25 protein-coding genes are annotated in these 22,255 nt (G+C 29.7%); 21 read left to right on the top strand and 4 right to left on the bottom strand.

Annotated elements, in window-relative coordinates:
• Positions 1-371 precede the first annotated feature (371 nt).
• Genes AC4KN9_RS06385 through atpC form a run of 11 tightly spaced genes read left to right on the top strand, consistent with a single transcriptional unit; the run spans position 372 to position 7,217 of the window.
• Positions 372-593 carry an AtpZ/AtpI family protein gene (locus AC4KN9_RS06385; protein WP_491017754.1) on the top strand — a complete coding sequence of 74 codons (222 nt, stop codon included), beginning with the start codon at positions 372-374 and terminating at the stop codon, positions 591-593.
• Positions 580-972: an ATP synthase subunit I gene (locus tag AC4KN9_RS06380; protein ID WP_491017753.1), complete on the top strand. Its 393-nt coding sequence runs from the start codon at positions 580-582 to the stop codon at positions 970-972. The genes AC4KN9_RS06385 and AC4KN9_RS06380 overlap by 14 nt, the downstream gene beginning before the upstream one ends.
• Positions 973-985: 13 nt before the next feature.
• Complete coding sequence (gene atpB, locus AC4KN9_RS06375; protein ID WP_491017752.1) at positions 986-1,681, top strand: F0F1 ATP synthase subunit A; 696 nt, start codon at positions 986-988, stop codon at positions 1,679-1,681.
• A 15-nt stretch (positions 1,682-1,696) separates the two neighbouring features.
• Positions 1,697-1,954 carry an ATP synthase F0 subunit C gene (gene atpE, locus AC4KN9_RS06370; protein ID WP_491017751.1) on the top strand — a complete coding sequence of 86 codons (258 nt, stop codon included), beginning with the start codon at positions 1,697-1,699 and terminating at the stop codon, positions 1,952-1,954.
• Between the two features lie 30 nt (positions 1,955-1,984).
• A complete protein-coding gene (atpF, locus tag AC4KN9_RS06365) occupies positions 1,985-2,488 on the top strand; it encodes a F0F1 ATP synthase subunit B (RefSeq protein ID WP_491017750.1) in 504 nt (167 codons plus the stop codon).
• Positions 2,481-3,020 carry an ATP synthase F1 subunit delta gene (atpH, locus tag AC4KN9_RS06360; protein WP_491017749.1) on the top strand — a complete coding sequence of 180 codons (540 nt, stop codon included), beginning with the start codon at positions 2,481-2,483 and terminating at the stop codon, positions 3,018-3,020. The genes atpF and atpH overlap by 8 nt, the downstream gene beginning before the upstream one ends.
• Positions 3,021-4,112, top strand: coding sequence for a F0F1 ATP synthase subunit alpha (gene atpA / locus AC4KN9_RS06355; RefSeq protein WP_491017748.1), 1,092 nt, complete (start codon positions 3,021-3,023; stop codon positions 4,110-4,112). It abuts the gene before it with no gap.
• A complete protein-coding gene (locus AC4KN9_RS06350) occupies positions 4,081-4,521 on the top strand; it encodes a hypothetical protein (RefSeq protein ID WP_491017747.1) in 441 nt (146 codons plus the stop codon). Before atpA ends, AC4KN9_RS06350 begins: the two co-directional genes overlap by 32 nt.
• Before the next feature lie 12 nt (positions 4,522-4,533).
• Positions 4,534-5,391: an ATP synthase F1 subunit gamma gene (gene atpG, locus AC4KN9_RS06345; RefSeq protein ID WP_491017746.1), complete on the top strand. Its 858-nt coding sequence runs from the start codon at positions 4,534-4,536 to the stop codon at positions 5,389-5,391.
• A 14-nt stretch (positions 5,392-5,405) separates the two neighbouring features.
• The gene (atpD, locus tag AC4KN9_RS06340) at positions 5,406-6,806 is read left to right on the top strand and encodes a F0F1 ATP synthase subunit beta (protein ID WP_491017745.1); all 1,401 of its coding nucleotides are present in this window, start codon (positions 5,406-5,408) and stop codon (positions 6,804-6,806) included.
• 9 nt (positions 6,807-6,815) lie between these two features.
• Complete coding sequence (gene atpC / locus AC4KN9_RS06335) at positions 6,816-7,217, top strand: ATP synthase F1 subunit epsilon (protein ID WP_491017744.1); 402 nt, start codon at positions 6,816-6,818, stop codon at positions 7,215-7,217.
• Positions 7,218-7,436: 219 nt separating this feature from the next.
• Here the strand turns inward: atpC and AC4KN9_RS06330 are convergent, their stop codons facing one another.
• The 3 genes from AC4KN9_RS06330 to AC4KN9_RS06320 all read right to left on the bottom strand — a co-directional run bounded on the left by AC4KN9_RS06330 (position 7,437) and on the right by AC4KN9_RS06320 (position 10,446).
• The gene (locus AC4KN9_RS06330; protein ID WP_491017959.1) at positions 7,437-8,606 is read right to left on the bottom strand and encodes an IS256 family transposase; all 1,170 of its coding nucleotides are present in this window, start codon (positions 8,604-8,606) and stop codon (positions 7,437-7,439) included.
• Positions 8,607-8,725: 119 nt separating this feature from the next.
• Entirely contained in the window at positions 8,726-9,286 is a 561-nt protein-coding gene (locus AC4KN9_RS06325; protein ID WP_491017743.1) for a GNAT family N-acetyltransferase, read from the bottom strand.
• A 461-nt stretch (positions 9,287-9,747) separates the two neighbouring features.
• Positions 9,748-10,446, bottom strand: a complete 699-nt coding sequence (locus tag AC4KN9_RS06320; protein WP_491017742.1) for a PepSY domain-containing protein — start codon at positions 10,444-10,446, stop codon at positions 9,748-9,750.
• Positions 10,447-10,781: 335 nt separating this feature from the next.
• Between AC4KN9_RS06320 and holA the strand changes: the two genes are divergently transcribed.
• Together holA and AC4KN9_RS06310 are read left to right on the top strand one after the other, a co-directional pair.
• Complete coding sequence (holA, locus tag AC4KN9_RS06315; RefSeq protein WP_491017741.1) at positions 10,782-11,816, top strand: DNA polymerase III subunit delta; 1,035 nt, start codon at positions 10,782-10,784, stop codon at positions 11,814-11,816.
• A complete protein-coding gene (locus tag AC4KN9_RS06310) occupies positions 11,816-12,556 on the top strand; it encodes a hypothetical protein (protein WP_491017740.1) in 741 nt (246 codons plus the stop codon). The genes holA and AC4KN9_RS06310 overlap by 1 nt, the downstream gene beginning before the upstream one ends.
• Positions 12,557-12,656: 100 nt before the next feature.
• Here AC4KN9_RS06310 and rpsT read toward each other — a convergent pair whose 3' ends face one another.
• On the bottom strand, positions 12,657-12,923 hold the full coding sequence (gene rpsT / locus AC4KN9_RS06305; RefSeq protein WP_491017739.1) for a 30S ribosomal protein S20: 267 nt from the start codon (positions 12,921-12,923) through the stop codon (positions 12,657-12,659).
• A 169-nt stretch (positions 12,924-13,092) separates the two neighbouring features.
• Between rpsT and lepB (AC4KN9_RS06300) the strand changes: the two genes are divergently transcribed.
• The 8 genes from lepB (AC4KN9_RS06300) to dnaJ all read left to right on the top strand — a co-directional run bounded on the left by lepB (AC4KN9_RS06300) (position 13,093) and on the right by dnaJ (position 22,145).
• Positions 13,093-13,683 carry a signal peptidase I gene (lepB, locus tag AC4KN9_RS06300; protein ID WP_491017738.1) on the top strand — a complete coding sequence of 197 codons (591 nt, stop codon included), beginning with the start codon at positions 13,093-13,095 and terminating at the stop codon, positions 13,681-13,683.
• Position 13,684: 1 nt separating this feature from the next.
• Positions 13,685-14,236 (top strand): signal peptidase I, encoded by a 552-nt coding sequence (gene lepB, locus AC4KN9_RS06295; protein WP_491017737.1) that lies wholly within the window; start codon positions 13,685-13,687, stop codon positions 14,234-14,236.
• A 2-nt stretch (positions 14,237-14,238) separates the two neighbouring features.
• Complete coding sequence (gene lepA, locus AC4KN9_RS06290) at positions 14,239-16,056, top strand: translation elongation factor 4 (protein ID WP_491017736.1); 1,818 nt, start codon at positions 14,239-14,241, stop codon at positions 16,054-16,056.
• A gap of 24 nt (positions 16,057-16,080) precedes the next feature.
• A complete protein-coding gene (locus AC4KN9_RS06285) occupies positions 16,081-17,199 on the top strand; it encodes a coproporphyrinogen-III oxidase family protein (protein ID WP_491017735.1) in 1,119 nt (372 codons plus the stop codon).
• 321 nt (positions 17,200-17,520) lie between these two features.
• Complete coding sequence (gene hrcA, locus AC4KN9_RS06280) at positions 17,521-18,540, top strand: heat-inducible transcriptional repressor HrcA (protein ID WP_491017734.1); 1,020 nt, start codon at positions 17,521-17,523, stop codon at positions 18,538-18,540.
• A gap of 2 nt (positions 18,541-18,542) precedes the next feature.
• A complete protein-coding gene (gene grpE, locus AC4KN9_RS06275; protein ID WP_491017733.1) occupies positions 18,543-19,073 on the top strand; it encodes a nucleotide exchange factor GrpE in 531 nt (176 codons plus the stop codon).
• Between the two features lie 53 nt (positions 19,074-19,126).
• The gene (gene dnaK, locus AC4KN9_RS06270) at positions 19,127-20,950 is read left to right on the top strand and encodes a molecular chaperone DnaK (protein ID WP_491017732.1); all 1,824 of its coding nucleotides are present in this window, start codon (positions 19,127-19,129) and stop codon (positions 20,948-20,950) included.
• A 76-nt stretch (positions 20,951-21,026) separates the two neighbouring features.
• Positions 21,027-22,145: a molecular chaperone DnaJ gene (dnaJ, locus tag AC4KN9_RS06265; protein WP_491017731.1), complete on the top strand. Its 1,119-nt coding sequence runs from the start codon at positions 21,027-21,029 to the stop codon at positions 22,143-22,145.
• Positions 22,146-22,255: the final 110 nt, after the last annotated feature.

Raw genomic sequence — 22,255 nt, 5'->3', positions numbered from 1 at the left:
AAGTTTGATAATCCTAGAATACAAACGATGATTCTTGTAATATGCTTATTGTTACTAACTACATTAATTGCTATAATTAATATATCAATAAAAAAAGAAAGAAGGTGGAATGATGAATCAAACATTAAAATATATTACAAAATTAACAAATATAGCTTCACCAACTGGACATACAAATGAAATTATAAATTATCTAAAGTAAGAAATATCGTCTTTAAGATATCGACCAATTATTACAAATAAAGGTTCTTTTAATGATAAATATTAAAGGGGATATGTTAGAGAAAATTATAACGAACAAACATTTATATAATCTATCATTGAAAAATATAATATTTTTAGATAAAATAGTTTAAGAGCAGAGGTGAAAAATGAAAAATTTAGTTTTAATTACACAAGTCGGTTTAAGTCTTGCAATTCCAATAATAGTTGGCGTTTTACTTGGAGGATTCATCGATAAGTGGTTAAAAACTGGATGGATTTTTTCGATAATCTTTTTGTTTTTAGGTATAGTATCAGGATTTTACAATACCTACAAGCTAATAATGTCATTAAATAAGCCGGAGAAAGGTGAAGAAATTGACGGAAAATGATAAATTTGTAAATTCAATAATAAAAAAAGCTGGACTTTTGATATTAATTGAAGCAATACTATTAATATTTTTAGATAATAGGATCACTTTAATATTAGGTTTACTATTTGGTGGAATTATTAGTATATTATTTTTTAGGATAACATATGTAAACATCCAATATATAATTAATAAAACAGAAAGACAGGCGAAAAGAATCATGATTATTAATTATACAGTAAGGTATTTTATTAGTGGTCTAGTACTCTTTGTTTGTGCGAAATCAAGCAATTTTAACATATTCACATGTTTTCTAGGACTTTTAACTATAAAACTCACTTTTTATATAAACAATGTGATTTCGCTAGTTTCAAGAAAGGAAGAAAAAAAATCTTTCTAGAAAGGAAGGTAGAATGGATATTAGTATAGATCTAAATCTTAATGGTCAACACTATACTATCTCCCCAGAATTAGTCAACGCCTACATTGTGGTAATTGTATTATCTATTATCTCAATTGTAATAGGAATGAAAGCTAAAAGAGCAGATTTTAAGAAAAAACCTAAAGGCATTTTGCTATTTGCAGAAATATTTGTCAAAGGAATAGAAGATTTTGTTAAAAATACTATGGGTAAGGCCAACGTAGGATTTACACCATATATTGGTAGCTTAGCTTGCTTTTTAGCATTCTCTAATTTAATGGGGCTAATAGGCTTTAAGCCACCAACATCAAATTATGTAATTCCATTTACATTAGCTATTATAACAACATTTATGATACATATTAATAATATAAGATTTAATGGAGTTGGAAATTACTTAAAAGGTTTTTTTGAGCCTGTACCAGTATTGTTTCCTATAAACATTTTAGGTGAAATAGCAAATCCTATATCACTTTCATTTCGTTTATTCGGAAATATCTTAAGTGGTGTAATTGTTACCACATTATTGTACTCAGCATTGAGTTCACTATTCGTGTACATAACACCGTTCGTAACACCTGTATTTCACGCATACTTTGATATATTCGCAGGTTTAATACAAACATTTGTATTTATTATGCTAACTATGGTTAATGTTGCGTTAGGAATAGGAGAAAGAGAATTATAATTTTAGGAGGAAAAAATGGGAGAGTTTAATCAATTTTTTGTATTAGGAATGTCAGCACTAGGTGCAGGAATCGCTATGATTGCAGGATTGGGACCTGGTATCGGGCAAGGATATGCTGCTGGTAAAGCTGTAGAAGCTGTAGGTAGACAACCAGAAGCTAAAGGGGACATTATTCAAGTTCTTTTAACAGGTGCTGCTGTTGCTGAATCAACAGGTATCTACGCATTAATTATTGCAATAATCTTACTATTTGTTAAACCATTTGGTGGATAATAAAAAATTAATAAATAGAAAGGGGATAGCATGTTTGATATAAAAGTAGTCCCTAAGTGGTACGAATTTGTACTTCAATTAATAGCATCAGGAATTTTATTTTTAGTAATGAGACATTTTCTTTTTGAACCTGTTCAAAAATTACTAAGAGATAGACAAGAATTTGTTGAGTCAAGTATTCGTGAAAGTGAAGAAGCGAAAGAAGAAGCATTAAAACTAAAAGATGAATATAATCAAAAAATTTTAGATGCTAAAAAAGAATCATCAGAAATTGTTTCTCAAGCTAGAGCATATGGTGAGGATATTAAATCTAAAGCTGTAGAAGAATCAAAGAGTTTAGCACAATTAGAACTTGAAAAAGGAAGAAAAGATTTTGCTAATGAAAGAGCTAAAGCGTTGAAATCTATGAATGATGAAATCGCAGCAATGGCTATTAATGCCGCTGAAAAAGTATTGAGAGAAAAGGTGGACTCAAAATCTGACAAGCAAATGGTAAAATCGTTGATTAAGGATTTGGAGGAGTCAAATGAATAATCGTGTTGTAAATGTTTATTCAGACGCTTTTTTTGAACTATCTAAGGAAAAAGATAAGTTGAAAACTCACAAAAAAGATTTACAAACTATCAAGGATATAATTACTAATCATAAGGAATTAAAAGAAATAATTTTAAGTCCTACAATTGAAAAAAGTGATAAAAAAGCCCTGATTAATAAAATATTTTCAGATTTAGATAATGACTCACGTAATTTAATTAATGTTCTAATTGATAAGTCAAGATTTACAGTTTTTGAAGAGTTGACAAGGGATTTTAATAAAAAATATAATAAAGAGTTAAATATTTCACAGGGGAAGATTTACTCTGCAAATAAACTCGATGAAACAGAGATTAGGGACTTAGAAAAAGTCCTAAGTAAAAAGTTTAATAAAAAAGTTGAGCTAGAAAACGAAATAGATAAAAACCTTATTGGAGGAGTATCTATATTATTAGATGGCAAGAGAATTGACAATAGTGTTAAATTCAGACTTGAAAGTCTAAAAGCTCACTTAATGAAAGAAGGTGAATAGATGAAACTAAAACCAGAAGAGATTAGTTCAATTATCAAATCGATGATTGATAAATATGATCAAAAAACTGATGTGGTTGACGAAGGTACAATTATTGAAGTTGGTGATGGTATTTCACGTGTTCATGGACTTGAAGATGCTATGGCTGGTGAGCTATTAGAATTTGAGGGTGGAGTATATGGTATGGCTCTTAACCTTGAAGAAAATAATATTGGTGCCGTACTTTTAGGGGAGGATTCAAACTTAAAAGAGGGTAGTAAAGTAAAGAGAACGGGAAAGATTGTAGAAGTTCCAGTTGGTAAAGAGTTAATCGGTAGGGTAGTTAATGCTCTTGGTCAACCAATTGATGGAAAAGGTGCAATTAAAACGGACAAATTTAGACCTGTCGAATCTCCTGCTCCACAAGTTATAGACAGAAAATCAGTTGATGAACCACTTCAAACAGGAATTAAGGCTGTTGACGCTTTAATTCCAATTGGAAAGGGACAGAGAGAGTTGATTATCGGTGATAGACAAACTGGTAAAACTACTATTGCCACAGATACTATTTTAAATCAAAAAGGTAAAGATGTTATTTGTATTTATGTTGCAGTTGGTCAAAAAGAATCAACGGTTGCAAGTATTGTAAACCTTTTTGAGAAAAAAGGTGCTATGGATTACACAATCGTAGTTTCAGAATCAGCAAGTAGACTTGCTCCATTACAATATCTAGCACCATATTCAGGTGTTGCAATGGCAGAAGAATTTATGCATGAAGGAAAAGATGTTTTAATCGTGTATGATGACTTGAGTAAACACGCTGTTGCTTATAGAGCGATGTCGTTGCTATTAAGAAGACCGCCAGGACGTGAAGCGTACCCGGGAGATGTTTTCTACTTACATTCAAGACTACTAGAAAGAGCGGCTAAATTAAGTGATGAATTAGGTGGAGGATCAATTACTGCACTTCCAATAATTGAAACACAAGCGGGGGATATTTCAGCATATATCCCAACAAATGTAATTTCTATTACAGATGGACAAATTTTCTTGGAATCAGAATTATTTTTCTCAGGACAAAGTGGCCGTAAATTCAGGACTTTCAGTGTCTAGGGTTGGTGGTTCTGCACAATTAAAACCAATGAAAAAAGTTTCGGGTGGTATTAAACTTGAATTAGCACAATTTAGGGAATTAGAATCATTTTCACAATTTGGTTCTGAGTTAGATAAATCTACAAAGAATAAACTAGATCATGGTCAAAGAATCATGGAGATAATGAAACAACCGCAAAATTCACCTGTGGATGTAAAAGATCAAGTAATCATTCTTTTTGTGTTAACAAATAAACTGTTAAGTGATATAAAGTTAGAAAATGTAAAAGATTTTGAATTTAATTTAATAGAATATTTCAAAAACAATTACTCAGAATTAAGAGATAGAATTTTAACAGAAGATTTTTCAGATGAATTAAAAGATGAAATAAAGAGTGTAATTTTAGAATTTAAGAAAACTTATGCTTAGAGAGAGGTAATTATGGCACAAAACACAAAAGATATTAAGAGAAGAATTCAAGGTATCTCAAGTATTATGCAAATTACTAACGCTATGGAATTAGTATCATCTGCTAAGTTAAGAAAAGCTAGAGAGAGATTAGATGTTACGAAGCCATATTTTCAAACAGTGTATAGAAACATTAATGATATATTGGGTTCAAGTAATATAAAATCTCCATTAATGCAAGTTAGAGAAGTGAAGAATAGAGCAGTTATAATCATTGCAAGTGATAAGGGACTTGCCGGTGGATATAATATAAATGTTGTGAAAAAAGCTTTAAAATTTATTGAAAAAAATAATGATGCGAATAATCAAATCTATACAACAGGCATAAGATCAATTGAATTGATAAAAAGAAAAGGTTATAAGATAAATACGGATTTCACACACTTAAATAATGATCCGGAAATTGTGGATGCTATAGACTTAGGACAATACCTCATAAATAGTTTTAAAAATAAAAAATATGATGAGATAGTAATGTTTTACACTAAGTTTAATTCAGTTGTTTCATTAGAACCCGAAATGATTAAACTCCTTCCAGTTTCAGGATTTTCAGACTCTGAAAGTACAAGAAAATTAGATTTTGAATTTGAACCATCACCATCAGTCGTTTTATCACAGATGATAAAACAATATGTAAATGTTACAGTTTTTGGATGTTTACTAGAGTCTTCAGCTGCAGAGCAAGCTTCAAGAAGAACTGCAATGGAAAATGCAACTTCTAATGGTGAGGAATTACTTGAAGATTTACAATTAGAATACAATAGAGCAAGACAGGCATCGATTACTCAGGAAATTTCTGAGATTGTTGGTGGTGCAGAAGCTCTAAATTAAAGAAAGGAATAAGCATGGCAAATGAAAATATTGGTAAAGTTGTCCAAGTAATAGGACCAGTACTAGATATTAAATTTTCATTAGGGAATTTGCCTAATTTACTGAATGCCATTGAAATTGAGTCAAAAGATAGAAAGGTAATTGCAGAAGTTTCACAACATATTGGTGATGACACTGTAAGATGTATATCTATGACTTCAACTGACGGACTAGTGAGAGGAGATAAAGCGAAAGATTTAGGTGCTCCAATATCTGTACCAGTTGGTAATGCTACTTTGGGTAGACTTTTCAATGTGTTAGGTGAAACTATAGACAAATCAGATGAACTAAAATCAGATATACCACATTCTCCAATCCACAGAAAAGCACCTGTGTTTGAAGATTTAACACCATCAACAGAAATATTTGAAACAGGTATAAAGGTTATCGACCTTATGGCACCATATTCAAAAGGTGGTAAAGTTGGATTATTTGGTGGTGCCGGAGTAGGTAAAACGGTTTTAATTCAAGAATTAATTAATAATATAGCTAAAGAACACGGTGGACTTTCTGTTTTTGCTGGAGTAGGTGAAAGAACAAGAGAGGGTAACGATTTTTACTACGAAATGAAAGATTCAGGAGTTATAGATAAAACAGCTTTAGTATTTGGTCAAATGAATGAGCCACCAGGAGCTCGTATGAGAGTTGCACTTACCGGTTTAACAATGGCGGAATACTTTAGAGATCAACAAAAACAAGATGTATTATTATTTATTGATAATATATTTAGATTTACACAGGCGGGGTCAGAAGTATCTGCACTTTTAGGTCGTATGCCTTCAGCTGTAGGTTACCAACCTACATTAGCTCAAGAAATGGGTGCTTTACAAGAAAGAATAACTTCAACAAATAATGGATCTATAACATCTGTACAAGCAGTATACGTTCCAGCAGACGATTTGACAGATCCTGCCCCTGCAACTACATTTACTCATCTCGATGCAACAACAGTTTTATCAAGATCTATATCAGAATTAGGTATTTATCCTGCTGTTGATCCTTTAGATTCAACATCAAGAATCCTATCAGAAGATATTGTAGGTAAGAAACATTATGAAACAGCTAGAAAAGTACAAGAAACGCTACAAAGATATAAAGATTTACAAGATATCATTTCTATCTTAGGTATGGATGAATTATCTGAAGATGATAAAGTTACAGTTGCAAGAGCGAGAAGAGTACAAAGATTCTTGTCACAACCATTCTTCGTTGCAGAACAATTTACTGGTTTGGAAGGTAAGTATGTACCAATTGAAGAAACTATAAGAGGATTTGAAGAAATTTTAGAAGGTAAACACGATGATTTACCAGAATCAGCATTTTTATTTGTAGGAACAATTGACGAAGCGGTGGAAAAAGCTAAATCTATGGAATAGGAGAAAGCTATGTCACAATTAAAATTAAAAATAGTAACTCCAAGCAGAATATTTTATGATGGCGAAATAGATATGTTAATAGCTAGAGGTCTGGAGGGAGATTTTGCAATACTGAAAAATCATTTGCCTATTATGGCGGTACTAGCAATCAGATATCTAAAAATAAAAATAAATGGAGAATTTAAGTACGCTGCAATTGCAGGTGGATATTTAACATTTAAGGATAATCAAATTACTATTATGTCGGATGCGTGTGAATGGCGTGAAGAAATTGACAAAGGTAGAGCTACTGCTGCTATGGAAAGGGCACAGAAGAGATTAAAAGATAAAGAAGAAGGTATTAGTCATCGTAGAGCTGAATTAGCATTGAAAAAAGCTATAAATAGATTAGGCGTAAAAGAAAATATGTAATATGATTGAGGTAAAGTTTATTTGCCTGGGTCTGTAAATAATTTTGTGTATCAACCTATTTCCTGATATTAAAGGGTATGGGTTGATACATTTTTTGTATCAATAGATATTCATTTCTTAAGAAATGAAGCTTAACTTAATTTTACACATTATTAATACACTGTCAAATTTTGTTAAAAATTTGCAGATATTTTTTACTATTGCTTTCTATTTTTTTTATTATATCCTCCCTTCAAAATATATTGATAATTGTGATAACACCTTATCCCAACCTCTTATTCTACTAGTCCACTTAGCTGAAGCATCTGCCATAGCTAGATAAAGACTTTTTTGTAATGCATAATCATTTGGAAATATTGCTTTATTTTTAGTTACTTTTCTTAACTGTCTATTAAAGTTTTCCATAGCATTTGTTGTGTATATCATCTTTCTAATACCTTCAGGATACTTAAAATATGTTGATAATTCAGCCCGATTATTTCTCCATGAAGATACACATGTAGGATATTTCTTACCCCACTTATCTTCAAATACATCTAAATTGGTTAGTGCTAAATCTTCTGTAGGTGCTTTGTATATTGACTTTAAGTCCTTCATCAACTCTCTAATATCTTTGTATGATACATATTTAGTAGAGTTTCTTATTTGATGTATTATACATTTTTGTATTTCTGCTTTTGGATAGACTGCTTCTATTGCTTGAGTAAATCCTGGTAGATTGTCTGTTGAGAAGATTAATGCATCTTCTAGTCCACGTTCTTTTAATTGATTTAACACTAAAAGCCAATATTTACTTGATTCATTTTCTCCTATCCACATACCAAGTATTTCCTTAAAGCCTTCTAAATTGTATCCTAAAGCTATGTAAACAGCTTTTTTAACTACAATATTATTTTCTCTAACATGATAGTGGATTGCATCTAAAAACACCATTGGATAGACTTTATCTAGTGGTCTGTTTTGCCACTCTTCTATTGTTGGAAGTATCTTGTTAGTTATTTTACTTACCATAGTTTCTGATAATCCAAAACCATAAATTTCTTTAATATGAGCTGATATGTCTCTAGTAGTCATACCTTTTGCATACATTGATATTATTTGATTCTCTATATTTGATATGTCTTTTTCATATTTTTTAAGTACTTGTGGTTCAAATGAAGCATCTCTATCTCTTGGAATATTAAGATCTATATTTCCATATGAAGATTTAACAGTCTTTTTACTTGATCCATTTCTAGTGTTTAGTGATAGTGGAACTTGTCCATATTCATAGTCTAGATGCTCATCAAGTTCAGATTTAAGCATTTGTTCTATTGCATCACCTAAAAGGTCTTTAAGTGCATTTTGTAAATCCTGAGCAGTTTCTGGTTGATATTCTTCTAGTAACATTTTAGTTATTTTATTTAGTCTTGTTTCTGGTCTTTTTCTTGGCATAAAAATTCCTCCTAATTAGTTTTTCTTTACCCTAATCAGGAGGTTTCTATACACAAAATTTTACATAGTCTCAATTATTTATCTGATATATATTCTTCTCGTATTATACTATACACTTTTATATCAACTAAGGATCCACTTTGATTTTTAAGAGCTTGTCTTAGACAACCCTCATAAGTCAAACCGGACTTCAACATGACCTTACCTGAGTTTGGATTTTCTACATCGTGTCTTGCTTCAATCCTATTTACCTCAACTTCATCGAATAAATACTTTATAACTTCTTCAAAGGCTTCATGGACATAGCCATTCCCCCAATAATCATAACCAATCACATATCCAATCTCCACAGACTCACTATCTTCATCAAGGTCAACTACAGAAATAGTCCCTATTACTTCACTATCTTTTAAGCAAATAGTCCAATGGTAAAAATTATCATTTTTATACCCATCTATCCATTCGGATAAAATCTTTTCTGTCACTTCCACACTTTCGTGCTTTGGCCAAGTAACATACTTACATACTCTTTCATCAGATGTCCAGTTTTTGTAGCTTGGTATGATATCATCTTTTGTAAATTTTCTTAAAATTAGTCTCTTAGTTTCTAGTGTCTTAGTGCCTTTGTGTTTCATGGTATTTCTCTTTTCTGTTTAATTTATTTTATTAATTTTATATTTTTTAAAGTATATTTTCAATTGTTTTCTTTGATTATAATATCTATATTTTAGATAAAATATTTACAAAACTATTCTATCATTTAACTTAAATATTATAAATATATGACTAATTAAATACCTGTATAATTGAAATTAACTATCTATATATTAGACTTTTTCTAATATATAATTTATATATTGATAATTAAACGAGGTAAACTATGATTAAAAAGATTAAAATAAAAATATATTTAATATGGATGTAGACTTAATTAATGGCCCAATACTAAAATCCCTATTAACTTTCTCTATTCCCTTATTTATATCTACTATTTTCCAACAATTATATGGTTTTTATACAAATGAGTATATAAGAAAAGAAAGACTTGATTAAAAATCATAACCACCAGCTAAGCTGGTGGTTATGATTTGTTTTATTAATCAAATTTGATGAAAGACCCATCATTTGCGGATATAATTACACCTCTTCCATATTCTACATCAACTTCATATACTAAAACTCCATGTTCTGTATGAAGATCCCAACCTTCTATTTTATTAGATTTAGCTTGTTTTAATGCTTCTTCGATAGCTTTATCAGGACTTACAACCTTATTTAAATCAATAATAACATCATGTTTATCTATGTCATCATCAAATTCAACTTTATGTTCAAGTATTTGTTCTGTTTTTGCATCAATTTCTAATTTGTATTCTTTATTGTCTTTCCAACCTTCTATTTCATAAGTATATTTACCATTATCTTTATCAAAATCGATTTTTGTAATATTTATTTCCTTATTACCAAATTTGGCATAAAATATTTCAACCGCTCTATTTATGCTTATATTAGCAGTTTTACCTTGATTTTGAGTATTACCATTAGTTTCTTTTTCTGCATTTGTTTTTGCATTTGTTTTTGCATTTGTTTCTGCGTTTGTTTTTGCATTTGTTTCTGCATTTGTTTCTGCATTTGTTTTTGCATTTGTTTTTGCATTTGTTTCTATTTTTGTTTCTGTTTTTGTTTTTGTACCTTGCTCTAATTTTGTTTTATCTTGATTTTGTGGTCCATTAGAACATGCTGCTAATAGAAGTGCTCCAAATAATAATGTTCCTAATTTTAATTTTTTCATCATAAAATATCCTCCTTTTGTTCCGAAATTATATATACCCAAGATTATAAATTTTAATCTTTATCTTTATTAAACGTATCTTAAGTGATGAATTGTAAAATTAAATGTGACACTAGAATAAAATAAAAACCTCATACTAACTTCGTGTAAAATGTTAATAACTACAAAAACACACACGGAGGTCAATATGGGTTATAAACATCTTACCATAAATGAGAAAAATAAGATAGAGGTACTAAGTAATCATAACCACCAGCTAAGCTGGTGGTTATGATTTTAAAATTATTATAGTTTAATTTAAATCATAAATAATATGATAAAATTATATAGAGGTAATTATGGACTATATAGATTTAATAAATAATTTAGATAATAACAAATTAAAAAATATAAACCTAATAAATGTAGAAGAATTATATCTATTAGATTTAACAATAGACGCATTAAGGACGGACTTTATCGGTGAAGAATTTTTAGATTTTAACTACGAAAAACTTACATTTGAAGATATAGAGGTAAGAAGATATAACGAAATTATTGAAACACTGCCTTTAATGTCTGAAAAGAGACTCGTAATAATTGATGATTGTGATTTAAGTAGAGATTCTATCAAGAAAAATGAAAAATTATTAAATGAAATGCAAAAATCCTTTGACGACTTCAATGATAACACCTATCTTTTTTTAATATCCTATGGAAATAATGTTTTTAAGGGGAAGTTTTTAAAATCTATTTTTAAGAATGGAGATGTTTATAACTTAACAAGATTGGACACAAAAAAATTTAAGAGTTTTATTGCTAAATTTTTCTTAGGGTATGGGATAAAATTAGATGTAAAATCAGTAAATCTAATTTCTGAAAGACTTAGATATCTAGATAGAGATGCGACCAAAACACTATATGAAGTACAAAATGAGTTATCGAAATTAGCGAGTAATATCAAAAATAAGCAACCAAGTTTTGGAGAAATCGAAGAAAGTATAATTGACACATTTGAAGAAAAATTATTTGGAATGCTAGATTTTATGAGTGAAAAAAATGCTAAAAAAGCAATAGAAGCATATCAAACCATGCAGAGTCAAGATGATGATATGATATTTTATATGATAATTCGTCAGATACGAAATATGATTTGTGTCAAAGATGTTACTACAAAAAGGGTTAATTTTCAAACAGGACAGTCTTATTGTAAATTAAAATCTTTTGAATATAATAAGCTTGTAAAATTTGTAGACAAATTTAGCATGGAAGATTTATTAAAAATTCATAGAATATGTTTTGATAAAGAGATAGAGAAGAAAACTAAAAGGATTAAAATAGATAATATTATAGAAAGAATAATATTAGAGTTTTGTTTAGAAGGAGTGAAATAATGGGATTAAACTTTGCGATATATTCATTGATTATCGTATTGATAGCTGTGGGGGTATCTATTGCATTTATTTACTACAGGATAAATAAAATTGTCAATAAAGATTTCATTTCAAATGAGATGGAAGAACAAGTTGATAAGTCAAATATATCAGAAGAAAAAGTGAGTGTGATTGAAAAAGACTACCGACAATTGATAAAAGATGATTTTAAGGATACAAATATTGAGAAAATAAAAAATATTGCAAAAAGTAATTTACAAAATATTTTTAGGAGCATAGAAGAAAAAGATATCTCTAAATTACAGGGTGTAAGTAGTCTGATAGAAACAAAGATTAAAAATTTACTATCAGCTCAAGAAAGACTTAATTTGAATGAATTTTTTAAGGAAATTAAATTCCATGAAACTGTTATTGCTGATTATCAAAGAAAATCAGGATATATAAGTATAGTTTTTCGTATTAACCTAGAATATAAACACTACATTCGAAAAGGGAATGAAATAGTAAATGGCTCAAAAGAAATTTATCAACTAGATATTTATGAGGTGGCATTGGCATATATAACAGATCTTAGTGAATTAGATAGAGAAACTAAAAAGACGGAGATATTTGGTGTAAAATGCCCGAATTGTTTTGCTTCGATAAACAGTATTGGTCAGAAGTGTTGCGAGAATTGCGAAAAAGATTTAAGTGAAACAAATATTGTGGACTGGATTTTTATTGATTTTAATAGAATGTAAAGAAAAAACGAGAGATGCAATAAAACATCTCTCGCTTTATATAAGTTTTCTTAAAATAAAAACCAAAAATTTTATGCGAATTTTTTGGTATATTTTCTAATTAAGCGTTAGCTTCATTTAATTGAGTTTGTAATCTGCTTAATCTTCTTGAAGCAGCATTTTTGTGTAAAACATTTTTTGAAGCAGCTTTCTTTAATTTTTTGTCTAAAACTTTTAATAAATCACTTGCTTCGTCTAATCTATTATCTTCAATAGCTGATTCGAATTTTTTTGTAAGTGTCTTTAACTCACTTTTTTTACTTTTGTTTCTTAATGTTTGTTTTCTAGTAACATCAATTCTTTTAATTGCTGATTTTATATTTGCCATGAAATTCACCTCCCGTACAATAAATATCTAAATAACATCAATAAGTATATCAAACTATTTATTGTAAATCAAGTAAAAATTATATAGATTTATATATTTTACTCTTTATGATTATATCTTATAATGTTATAATAGTAATATTGCAAACTGCAAACAGAAAGAGGTAAATATGTCTGAAGAATTTAATGAAATAAATTTAAGTGAAGAGAGCGAAAAAATTGAAAAAAAGGTAAAAAAAACAAAAGAGGATAATGTGTTCTTTGAATGGGTGAAATCAATATTTATTGCTGTTGTGTTAGCTATACTAATAAAAACATTTATAGCTGAACCTACGAAAATAGAAGGAAATTCTATGATTCAAACGCTGCATGATGACGACAGAGTAATAATTAATAAAATAGTAATGAAATTTAAACCATTAAAAAGAAAAGATATTGTTGTTATGAAATATGATAACAACAGCGACTATATTAAACGTATTGTAGGATTGCCGGGCGAATACATTCAATTAATAGATGGTAAAGTATATATAAATGGAAAAGTTTACGAAGAGGCATATATTAGTGGAGATTACACACAAGCGATAAATGGATTTGAATGGAAATTAGGTAAAAATGAATACTTCTTAATGGGAGATAATAGAAATCCTAATGGGAGTACAGATTCAAGAGTTTTTGGACCTGTAAACTTAGATAGAATAAAGGGGGTAGCAAGCTTTAGATTCTATCCTTTCGATAGTAGATTTGGCTTGATCAAGTAAAGTGGACGATAGATTAAAACAAAAAAGAATAATTAGAAAAAAAAAGAAAAGATATAAATATTTTAATTCAACTAAAATATTTATATTGGTCGCAATAATAGGAGTGTTATTAGTTTTTATGATAGACAAATTTGTCATTTCGGTCATAACAGTAGAAGGCGATTCAATGAAAAACACCCTAATTGAAAATGATAAAATTTTAGTTAAAAAAATAGGTATAAAAACTTCGAATATAAATGTGGAAGACATTGTATACTTTAAAGGAGTAGACGAAAGATACTATCTAAAGAGAATTATTGCTGTACCAGGAGATGTTGTAGAAATAGTGAATGACAAGGTGATAGTAAATGGTGTTCAAAAAAACGAAGAATATACAAATGGCAAAAAGACAGAATTTTATTCTCAAAATAAATGGTTTATAAAAGAAAATCAATATTTTGTACTGGGAGATAATAGAGATAAAAATTCTTCGAAAGATTCAAGAATATTTGGAACGATAAGAATAGATCAAATTAAAGGGAAAGTGATACATAACTTTAATTCAGAAAGGTAAATATGAGACGTAAAAAAGAAGATATAAGAAATTTTTCAATAATAGCACACATAGATCATGGTAAATCGACTCTTGCCGACAGATTAATTGAAGAAACAGGTGCTGTGACTATGCGAGAAATGAGTGATAGACTACTCGATGACATGGATTTGGAAAGAGAGCGTGGTATCACAATTAAATTGAAAGCTATAAAAATTTATTATGACGCAAAAGACGGAAAAAGATACAATCTAAATTTGATAGATACCCCTGGACACGTCGACTTCAATTATGAAGTATCGAGATCTTTACAAGCATGTGAAGGAGCCCTACTCATAGTAGATGCTACACAAGGCGTTGAAGCACAAACCTTAGCTAATACATATTTAGCAATAGAGCAGGATCTGGAAATTATTCCGGTGATTAATAAAATTGATTTACCTTCAGCTAGAATAGAAGAAGTAAAAGAAGAGATTGAAGAAATATTAGGTTTTGACACAGAAGGCATCCCATGTATTTCTGCCAGAGATGGATTAAATATTGGAGATGTTTTAGAATCAATTGTTAAAAATATTCCAGCACCTGAGGGGGATGACGAAGCTCCACTAAAGGCATTAATTTTTGATTCTTACTACGACTCTTATAGAGGGGTTGTAATGTATGTAAGAGTAGTTGAGGGAAAAATATATCCGGGAATGGAAATTAAAATGATGTCAACTGGAGCAAAATTTGAAGTTACAGAAGTTGGATACTCTATAAAGGGTGAAGTGAAGACTGATGAAATTAATTCCGGTGATGTAGGATATGTAGTTGCATCAATTAAAAATATCAAACAAGCTAGAGTTGGTGACACTATAACTGGTCTACAAAATCCCGCAAAAGAAGCATTGCCCGGCTATAAAAAGGCGACACCAATGGTATATTCTGGATTATACCCAGCAGAGGGCGAATCTTATAACAATATAAGGGATGCACTTGAAAAGTTGAAAGTAAATGATGCGTCACTTGATTTTGAAGCGGAAACATCGGCTGCTTTAGGATACGGTTTTAGAACGGGATTTTTAGGTCTTTTGCATATGGAAATTATTCAAGAAAGACTAGATAGAGAATTTGATTTGGATATTATAGCAACAGCACCTTCCGTAATTTATAAAGTTCATATGAATGATGGTGAAGTGAGAGATATACAAAATCCTACTGACTTTCCTGAACAAACAAAAATCAATTATGTTGAAGAACCTATGGTTACAGCTTCAATTATGGTGCCAGAAACATATATTGGTGCAATCATGGAACTTTGTCAAGACAGAAGAGGTGAGTTTGTCGATATGCAATATTTAGATAAAAATCGAGTTACCATCACATACACACTACCACTTAACGAAGTAATTTACGATTTCTTTGATGCATTAAAATCAAAGACAAGAGGTTACGCTTCATTTGATTATGAATTTAAGGAATATGTAAAGTCGGATTTAGTAAAATTGGATATTTTATTGAATGGAGAATCTGTAGATGCTCTTTCTATAATAGTTCATGAAAAGAAGGCTTATGAAAGAGGAAGAAAAATAGCAAGCAAGCTTAAAGATGAAATTCCAAAACATCAATTTGCTATACCGGTTCAAGCAGCTATTGGTCAAAAAGTTATTGCTAGAGAAACAGTTAGAGCCTTTAGAAAAGACGTTATAGCAAAATGTTATGGTGGAGATATTTCTAGAAAAAGAAAACTTCTTGAAAAGCAAAAAGAAGGTAAAAAACGTATGCGTTCAGTTGGTACGGTGCAGGTGCCGCAAGATGCTTTCCTTGCTGTACTCAAATATGATGAAGGCGATGAAAAATAAAATTGCTTAAACATAGGAGTTATTATGAGACGAATCGGATTGTATATTCATATTCCGTTTAGAATTTATAAACATAATGTTAGAAATTCATTATCTTTTTATAACAAGGATTTCTGCATTAAAAAATATTTTGACAATTTAAAAAAAGAACTACTACTTAGAGTAAAAGATGATTTTTTAATAGATTCTATTTATGTGGGAGGAGGAAATCCTTCTGCCGTAGGCTCTGATTTTATAACGGATTTAATGAACTTCATTAACCGTATATATAATGTAGAACCAGCGTGTGAAAAAACGATTGAAATAAATCCGATAATACCAGATTTTAGAATCGATGATTATGTAGCGGCAGGGTTTAATAGGTATTCATTAAAAGTTTACACTGTAAATAAGCAAGGAATAAAAAATTTACAATTAGATCATACCGATAAAGATATAAAGAGAATTACAAAATTACTGAAAAGGTTTGGGATAACAAATATAAATGCAGATATGTTTTTGCTTTATCCTGATCAAAACTTAGAAATGTTGAAAAATGATCTAGATGAAGTAAAAAAATTTAATTTCCCACATATTTCTTACTATTCATGCAGAAATGATGAAGACATAGATGTCATATATCATTCAAAAGATGAAATAGAAGCAATGGAAAACTTAGAAGCAGATATGCTAGAAATGATTCAAAAAGAATTAGAAAATTCAGGATACAATCAGTACGAAATAAATCATTTTGTAAAAGGGGATAAAAAATCATATCATAATCAAAAATACTGGAATCTTAAAGAATATATGGGTGTAGGTCTTGGAGCTAGTGGACTAATAGGAAATAGACTATATAAAAACCATATTGACTTTGAGAAATATTTTAATGCGATAAGTAAAAATGAAAAGCCGATACTTGAAAAAGAAGAGTTAAGCAATGAAGAAATGGAAAAAAATTATATAATTTCCAAAATGGGCTTACGAGATGGGGTTAATATTGACTTTGTTAATAGAAGATTTTCAATAGATTTTCTAAAAAAATATGAAAAAACATTGAAAAAATATTATGAAGACGGAGTTATTGAAAGAAAGGGAAACAGAATAAGATTTACTGATTCTGGAATTTATCAATCTAATAGATTTTTCGTAGATATAGTGTGATGAAATTTTAATATAATTTTAATAAAAGCAACTGGTTTAAAACTAGTTGCTTTTTTGATAAAAATAGTTATAGAATATTAATAATTCTGGCTATAAATTAAAAAAAAATAAATCAATAATTCGTAAAAATTTTGTGAATTATTTTGAAAGTATTGAAAATATCAGCTTTATAAAAATTTAATATTATACTTGACAAAAAATAAAAATGCCCTTATAATAGTATTAGCACTCAAAGGAGTCGAGTGACAACAAAAAGTAAAAGAATAAAAATTAAGATAAAATTTAATTTCTTAATTAAATAAAATGAATAAAGGAGTCAGTATGGATGATAGAAAAATTAAAATATTAAATTCAATAATCAAGTCATACATTGACTCAAAAGAGCCAGTTGGTTCAAGGTCGCTATCTAAAAATCCTAATATTGGAATTAGTGCGGCGACTATTAGAAATGAAATGAGTGATCTAGAAGATTTGGGATATTTGAAAAAACTACACACATCTTCTGGTAGAGTGCCATCAAATTCAGGATATAGACATTATGTTGATTCATTATTGTCTAATGAGATTCCTTTTGAAAGAGGTCCGCAAAGATTATTTAATATGCAGGAGCTTAAAGAGTCCAACGAATTTGATAATATTATCCGAAATGCAACAAAGATGTTAGCGGCAATCACAAATTATACATCATTTGCAATGCTACCTAAACAAAGTAGCATATATTTGAAATATATTAATATCGTTTTTCTAAGTCCAAAGGATTTAGTTATCATTTATATCTTTAATTCTAAAGAGGTTATAAATGACACGATAAGGCTTAAATCACCTGTTGACAAAAATACTATTGACTTAATAAATAGTCTATTAAACTCAACATTGATAGACTTAACTCATAAAGATATTATAAATATGCTACAAACAGATATTTATGAAGTATTAAGTATGAAGCATAATATATTAAATGAGATAATACCGATTATTTCAAAAACAATTAAAACCAATTCAAATGCAAGAATTATATTTGAAGGTGTAGGAAATGTATTTGTATATAACGATGAAAGTGTTGTTGGTAATCAGGAGATTGTAAATAAATTAAAAAATGAAAATGTTTTTATGAATCTATTATCACGTGACATGTTGACAGATTTACAGATATTTATTGGAGATGAAATTGGAATTGAATATTTTGAAGGATTTAGTATTATTACAGTTATATTTAGAAACTCTCAAGGGATTAAAGGTAAGATTGGCGTACTAGGCCCAAATAGCATGAAATATGACAAAATTATTTCGGATATCATATTAGTCAACAAATATATCAATGGTCATATAGAAAGAAGGTAGTCATGGCAGAAGAAAATTTAGATGAAAAAATAAAAGATGAGAAAGTAGAAGAAGAAATTCTCGAAGAAGCAGATGAAAAAGTAGAAAAAGAAGAGAATAGAGATAACGAAGTAAATCAGGAAATAGAGAAATTAAAAAATTCTCTAACTAGATTGCAGGCTGATTTTGCAAATTATAAAAGAAGAAATGAAAAAGAGAAACAAGATATATACAAATATGCATCAGAAAGCTTAATAATTAAGTTATTAAATATAAGTGATAATTTTGATAGAGCACTTAAAGATGTTGAAGAAGAAAACTCATTTGTTGAAGGTATAAAAATGATTAAAGATGAACTAGACTCTGTATTAGAAAAAGAAGGAGTTGAAGAAATAAAATCAGATAATACTCAATTTGATGCGAATTTACATCACGCAGTTTTTGCAGAAGAAAGTGATGATGTTGAAGAAAATCACATTCTAGAGACATTCCAAAAAGGATATAAGTTAAAAGATAAAGTGATAAGACCGGCTATGGTAAAGGTTTCAAAATAAATTTAAGATAGATAGATAAAATTAAGTAAAATAAAGAAATAAGGAGATATATAATGGGTAAAATTATTGGTATAGATTTAGGTACAACAAACTCAGCAGTAGCAGTTATGGAAGGTGGACAAGCAACTATAATCCCTAATGCTGAAGGTAATAGAACAACTCCATCAGTTGTTGCGTTTACAAAAGATGGCGAAAGATTAGTTGGTGAAACAGCTAAAAGACAAGCGATCATGAATCCAGCAAAAACTATTGCGTCTATTAAAAGAGAAATGGGTACAGATTATAAAGTAAATATTGATGATAAATCATATTCACCAGAGGAAATTTCTGCAATGACATTGCAAAAAATTAAAGCTGATGCAGAAGCATATTTAGGAGAAACAGTAACAGAGGCTGTAATTACTGTGCCTGCTTACTTTACAAATGAACAAAGACAAGCAACTAAAGATGCTGGTAAAATAGCTGGTTTAGAAGTAAAAAGAATTGTTAACGAACCAACAGCAGCAGCATTATCATATGGTATGCAAAAAGAAAATGAAGACAAGAAAATAATGGTATTTGACTTAGGTGGTGGTACTTTTGATGTTTCTATATTAGAAGTTGCTGACGGAGTTATTGATGTAATGGCTACAAGAGGTAATAACAGACTTGGTGGTGATGACTTTGATGAAAGATTAATGAAATACATTAATGAAGAATTCAAAAAAGAAAATGGAGTGGATTTACTTGCGGATCAAACATCAGCACAAAGATTAAAAGATGCAGCAGAAAAAGCTAAAAAAGAATTATCATCTGCAATGAATGCTCAAATCAATCTTCCATTTATAACAGCAGTAAATGGACAACCAGCTCACCTAAATATGGACATTTCAAGAACAAAATTTGAAAGTTTAATTGAAGATTTAATTGAAGAAACATTGATACCAGTTAAGGATGCGTTAAAAGATGCTGGATTATCAGCGTCAGAAGTAGATAAAGTTCTTTTAGTTGGTGGTTCAACAAGAGTTCCAGCAGTTGCAGAGGCAGTTAAAAAGTTAACTGGTAAAGCACCTCAAAAAGATATAAATCCAGACGAAGCTGTAGCTTTAGGTGCAGCGGTACAAGGTGCTATTCTTTCAGGTGATGTAAATGATTTATTACTATTGGATGTTACTCCGCTATCATTAGGTATTGAAACTATGGGTAATGTTACAACAGTATTGATTGAAAGAAATACTACAATTCCTACAAAGAAATCACAAATATTTACAACAGCAGCAGATAATCAAACTTCAGTAGATATTAAAGTGTTGCAAGGTGAAAGGCAAATGTCAGCTGATAATACAATGATTGGTAATTTCCAATTAACAGATATTCCAGCAGCACCAAGAGGAGTACCTCAAATAGAAGTAACATTTGATATTGATGCAAATGGTATTGTAAATGTATCTGCGAAAGATTTAGGTACAGGCAAAGAACAAAAAATCACAATAACAGCATCAGCTAATTTATCAGAAGATGAAATCAACCAAAGAGTTAAAGATGCTGAAGCTCACGCTGAAGAAGATAAGAAGAGAAAAGAACTTATCGAAGCAAAAAATCAAGGTGAAAGTATCGTTTACCAAATTGAAAAAACATTAAAAGATCTTGATGGCAAGATTGGTGATGAAGAAAAATCAGCAATTGAAAGCAAAAAAGATGAATTAAAATCAGTTTTAGACTCAGAAAATGTTGAGGAAATTAAAGCTAAAACAAATGCTTTAACTCAAGAATTACACAAAATGAGTGAAAAACTATATGCAGATACAGGTCAACAAAATCCTCAAGATCAAGCACAACAAGATGATGTTGTAGATGCTGACTATGAAGTAGTTGACGATGAAGAAAAAGACAATTAAAATATAAATATATAAATATATAAATATATAAATAGGGGAGCAATCTCCCCTTTTTAATTGAGATTAAGGTGGTAAAATGGACAATCCTTATAAAGTGTTAGGCGTTGACCAAAACGCATCGGCACAAGAAATAAAAAAAGCATATAGAAAATTAGCTAAAAAATATCATCCAGATTTAAATGGAGGAGATGAAGAAGCACAAGAGAAACTTAAAGAGATAAATCAAGCATTTTCAATAATTGGAGATGAAGAAAATAGAGCGAAATATGACAGATATGGAGATGCTGCGTTTGATCCAAATGCAGGATTTTCAGGATTCTCAGGTAATATGGGAGATATATTCTCAGACTTATTCTCAGACTTCTTTAGTGGAGGCCGTAGTCGTTCATATAGAGAAGATCCAAATGCTCCAAAGCGTGGTGAAGATATTCAGCTTAGAGTAAATATATCATTTAGAGAATCGGTGATAGGTGTTGAAAAAGAAGTAGAATTTAAGCGATATAAAACCTGTAGTACTTGTGATGGTGATGGAGCAAAACCGGGAAAAGAAAAGAAAAAATGTTCTAAGTGTAGAGGTTCAGGTAAAGTTACAACTACACAAAATACGCCATTTGGACAATTTTCTTCTGTGCACACTTGTCCAAATTGTAATGGTTCAGGTGTGGAGTTTGAGGAAAAATGTGAAACTTGCCATGGAGAAGGTAGAACGGTAAAAACTTCAAAAATAAAAGTAAAGATTCCTTCAGGAATATCAAGCGGTGATATAATTCCTGTTAGAGGTCAAGGTCATGATGGTAAAAATGGTGGGCAATCAGGAGATGTATATATCGTTGTTGATGTTCAGGAACATGAAATATTTAAGAGATATGATAATGATATATTTTATGAATTGCCAATATCTTACGCCACTGCGGCTTTAGGAAATGACATTGAAATACCAACATTAGAAGGTAAGAGAGATTTTCATATTCCAGCAGGTACACAAAATGACGATAGATTTAAGTTAAAAGGCGAAGGTATGCAAGACGTAAGGTCTGGTCGTAAAGGTGATTTATATTTTGATGTAAAAATTGTTGTCCCTAAAAAATTAACACACGAACAAAAAACAAAATTAAAAGAATATGCAGAGATTTCTGGAGAAGATGTAAAAACGGAAAAGGGATTTTTTGAAAAAATAAAAGATTGGTTTGAATAATTCATATATGAATTACTTAGTTATTGTTTTTATATATATTTTTTATACAAAATATTTTGAAAGAATAACACCTAATGTCTTATTGAATTAGGTATTTTAGAAAAACTGAT

The sequence above is a fragment of the Helcococcus sp. SA-HE-C1 genome (assembly GCF_985670335.1).
The sequence above is the reverse complement of the archived record's forward strand: the minus strand, read 5'-3'. Positions and strand labels throughout refer to the sequence as shown.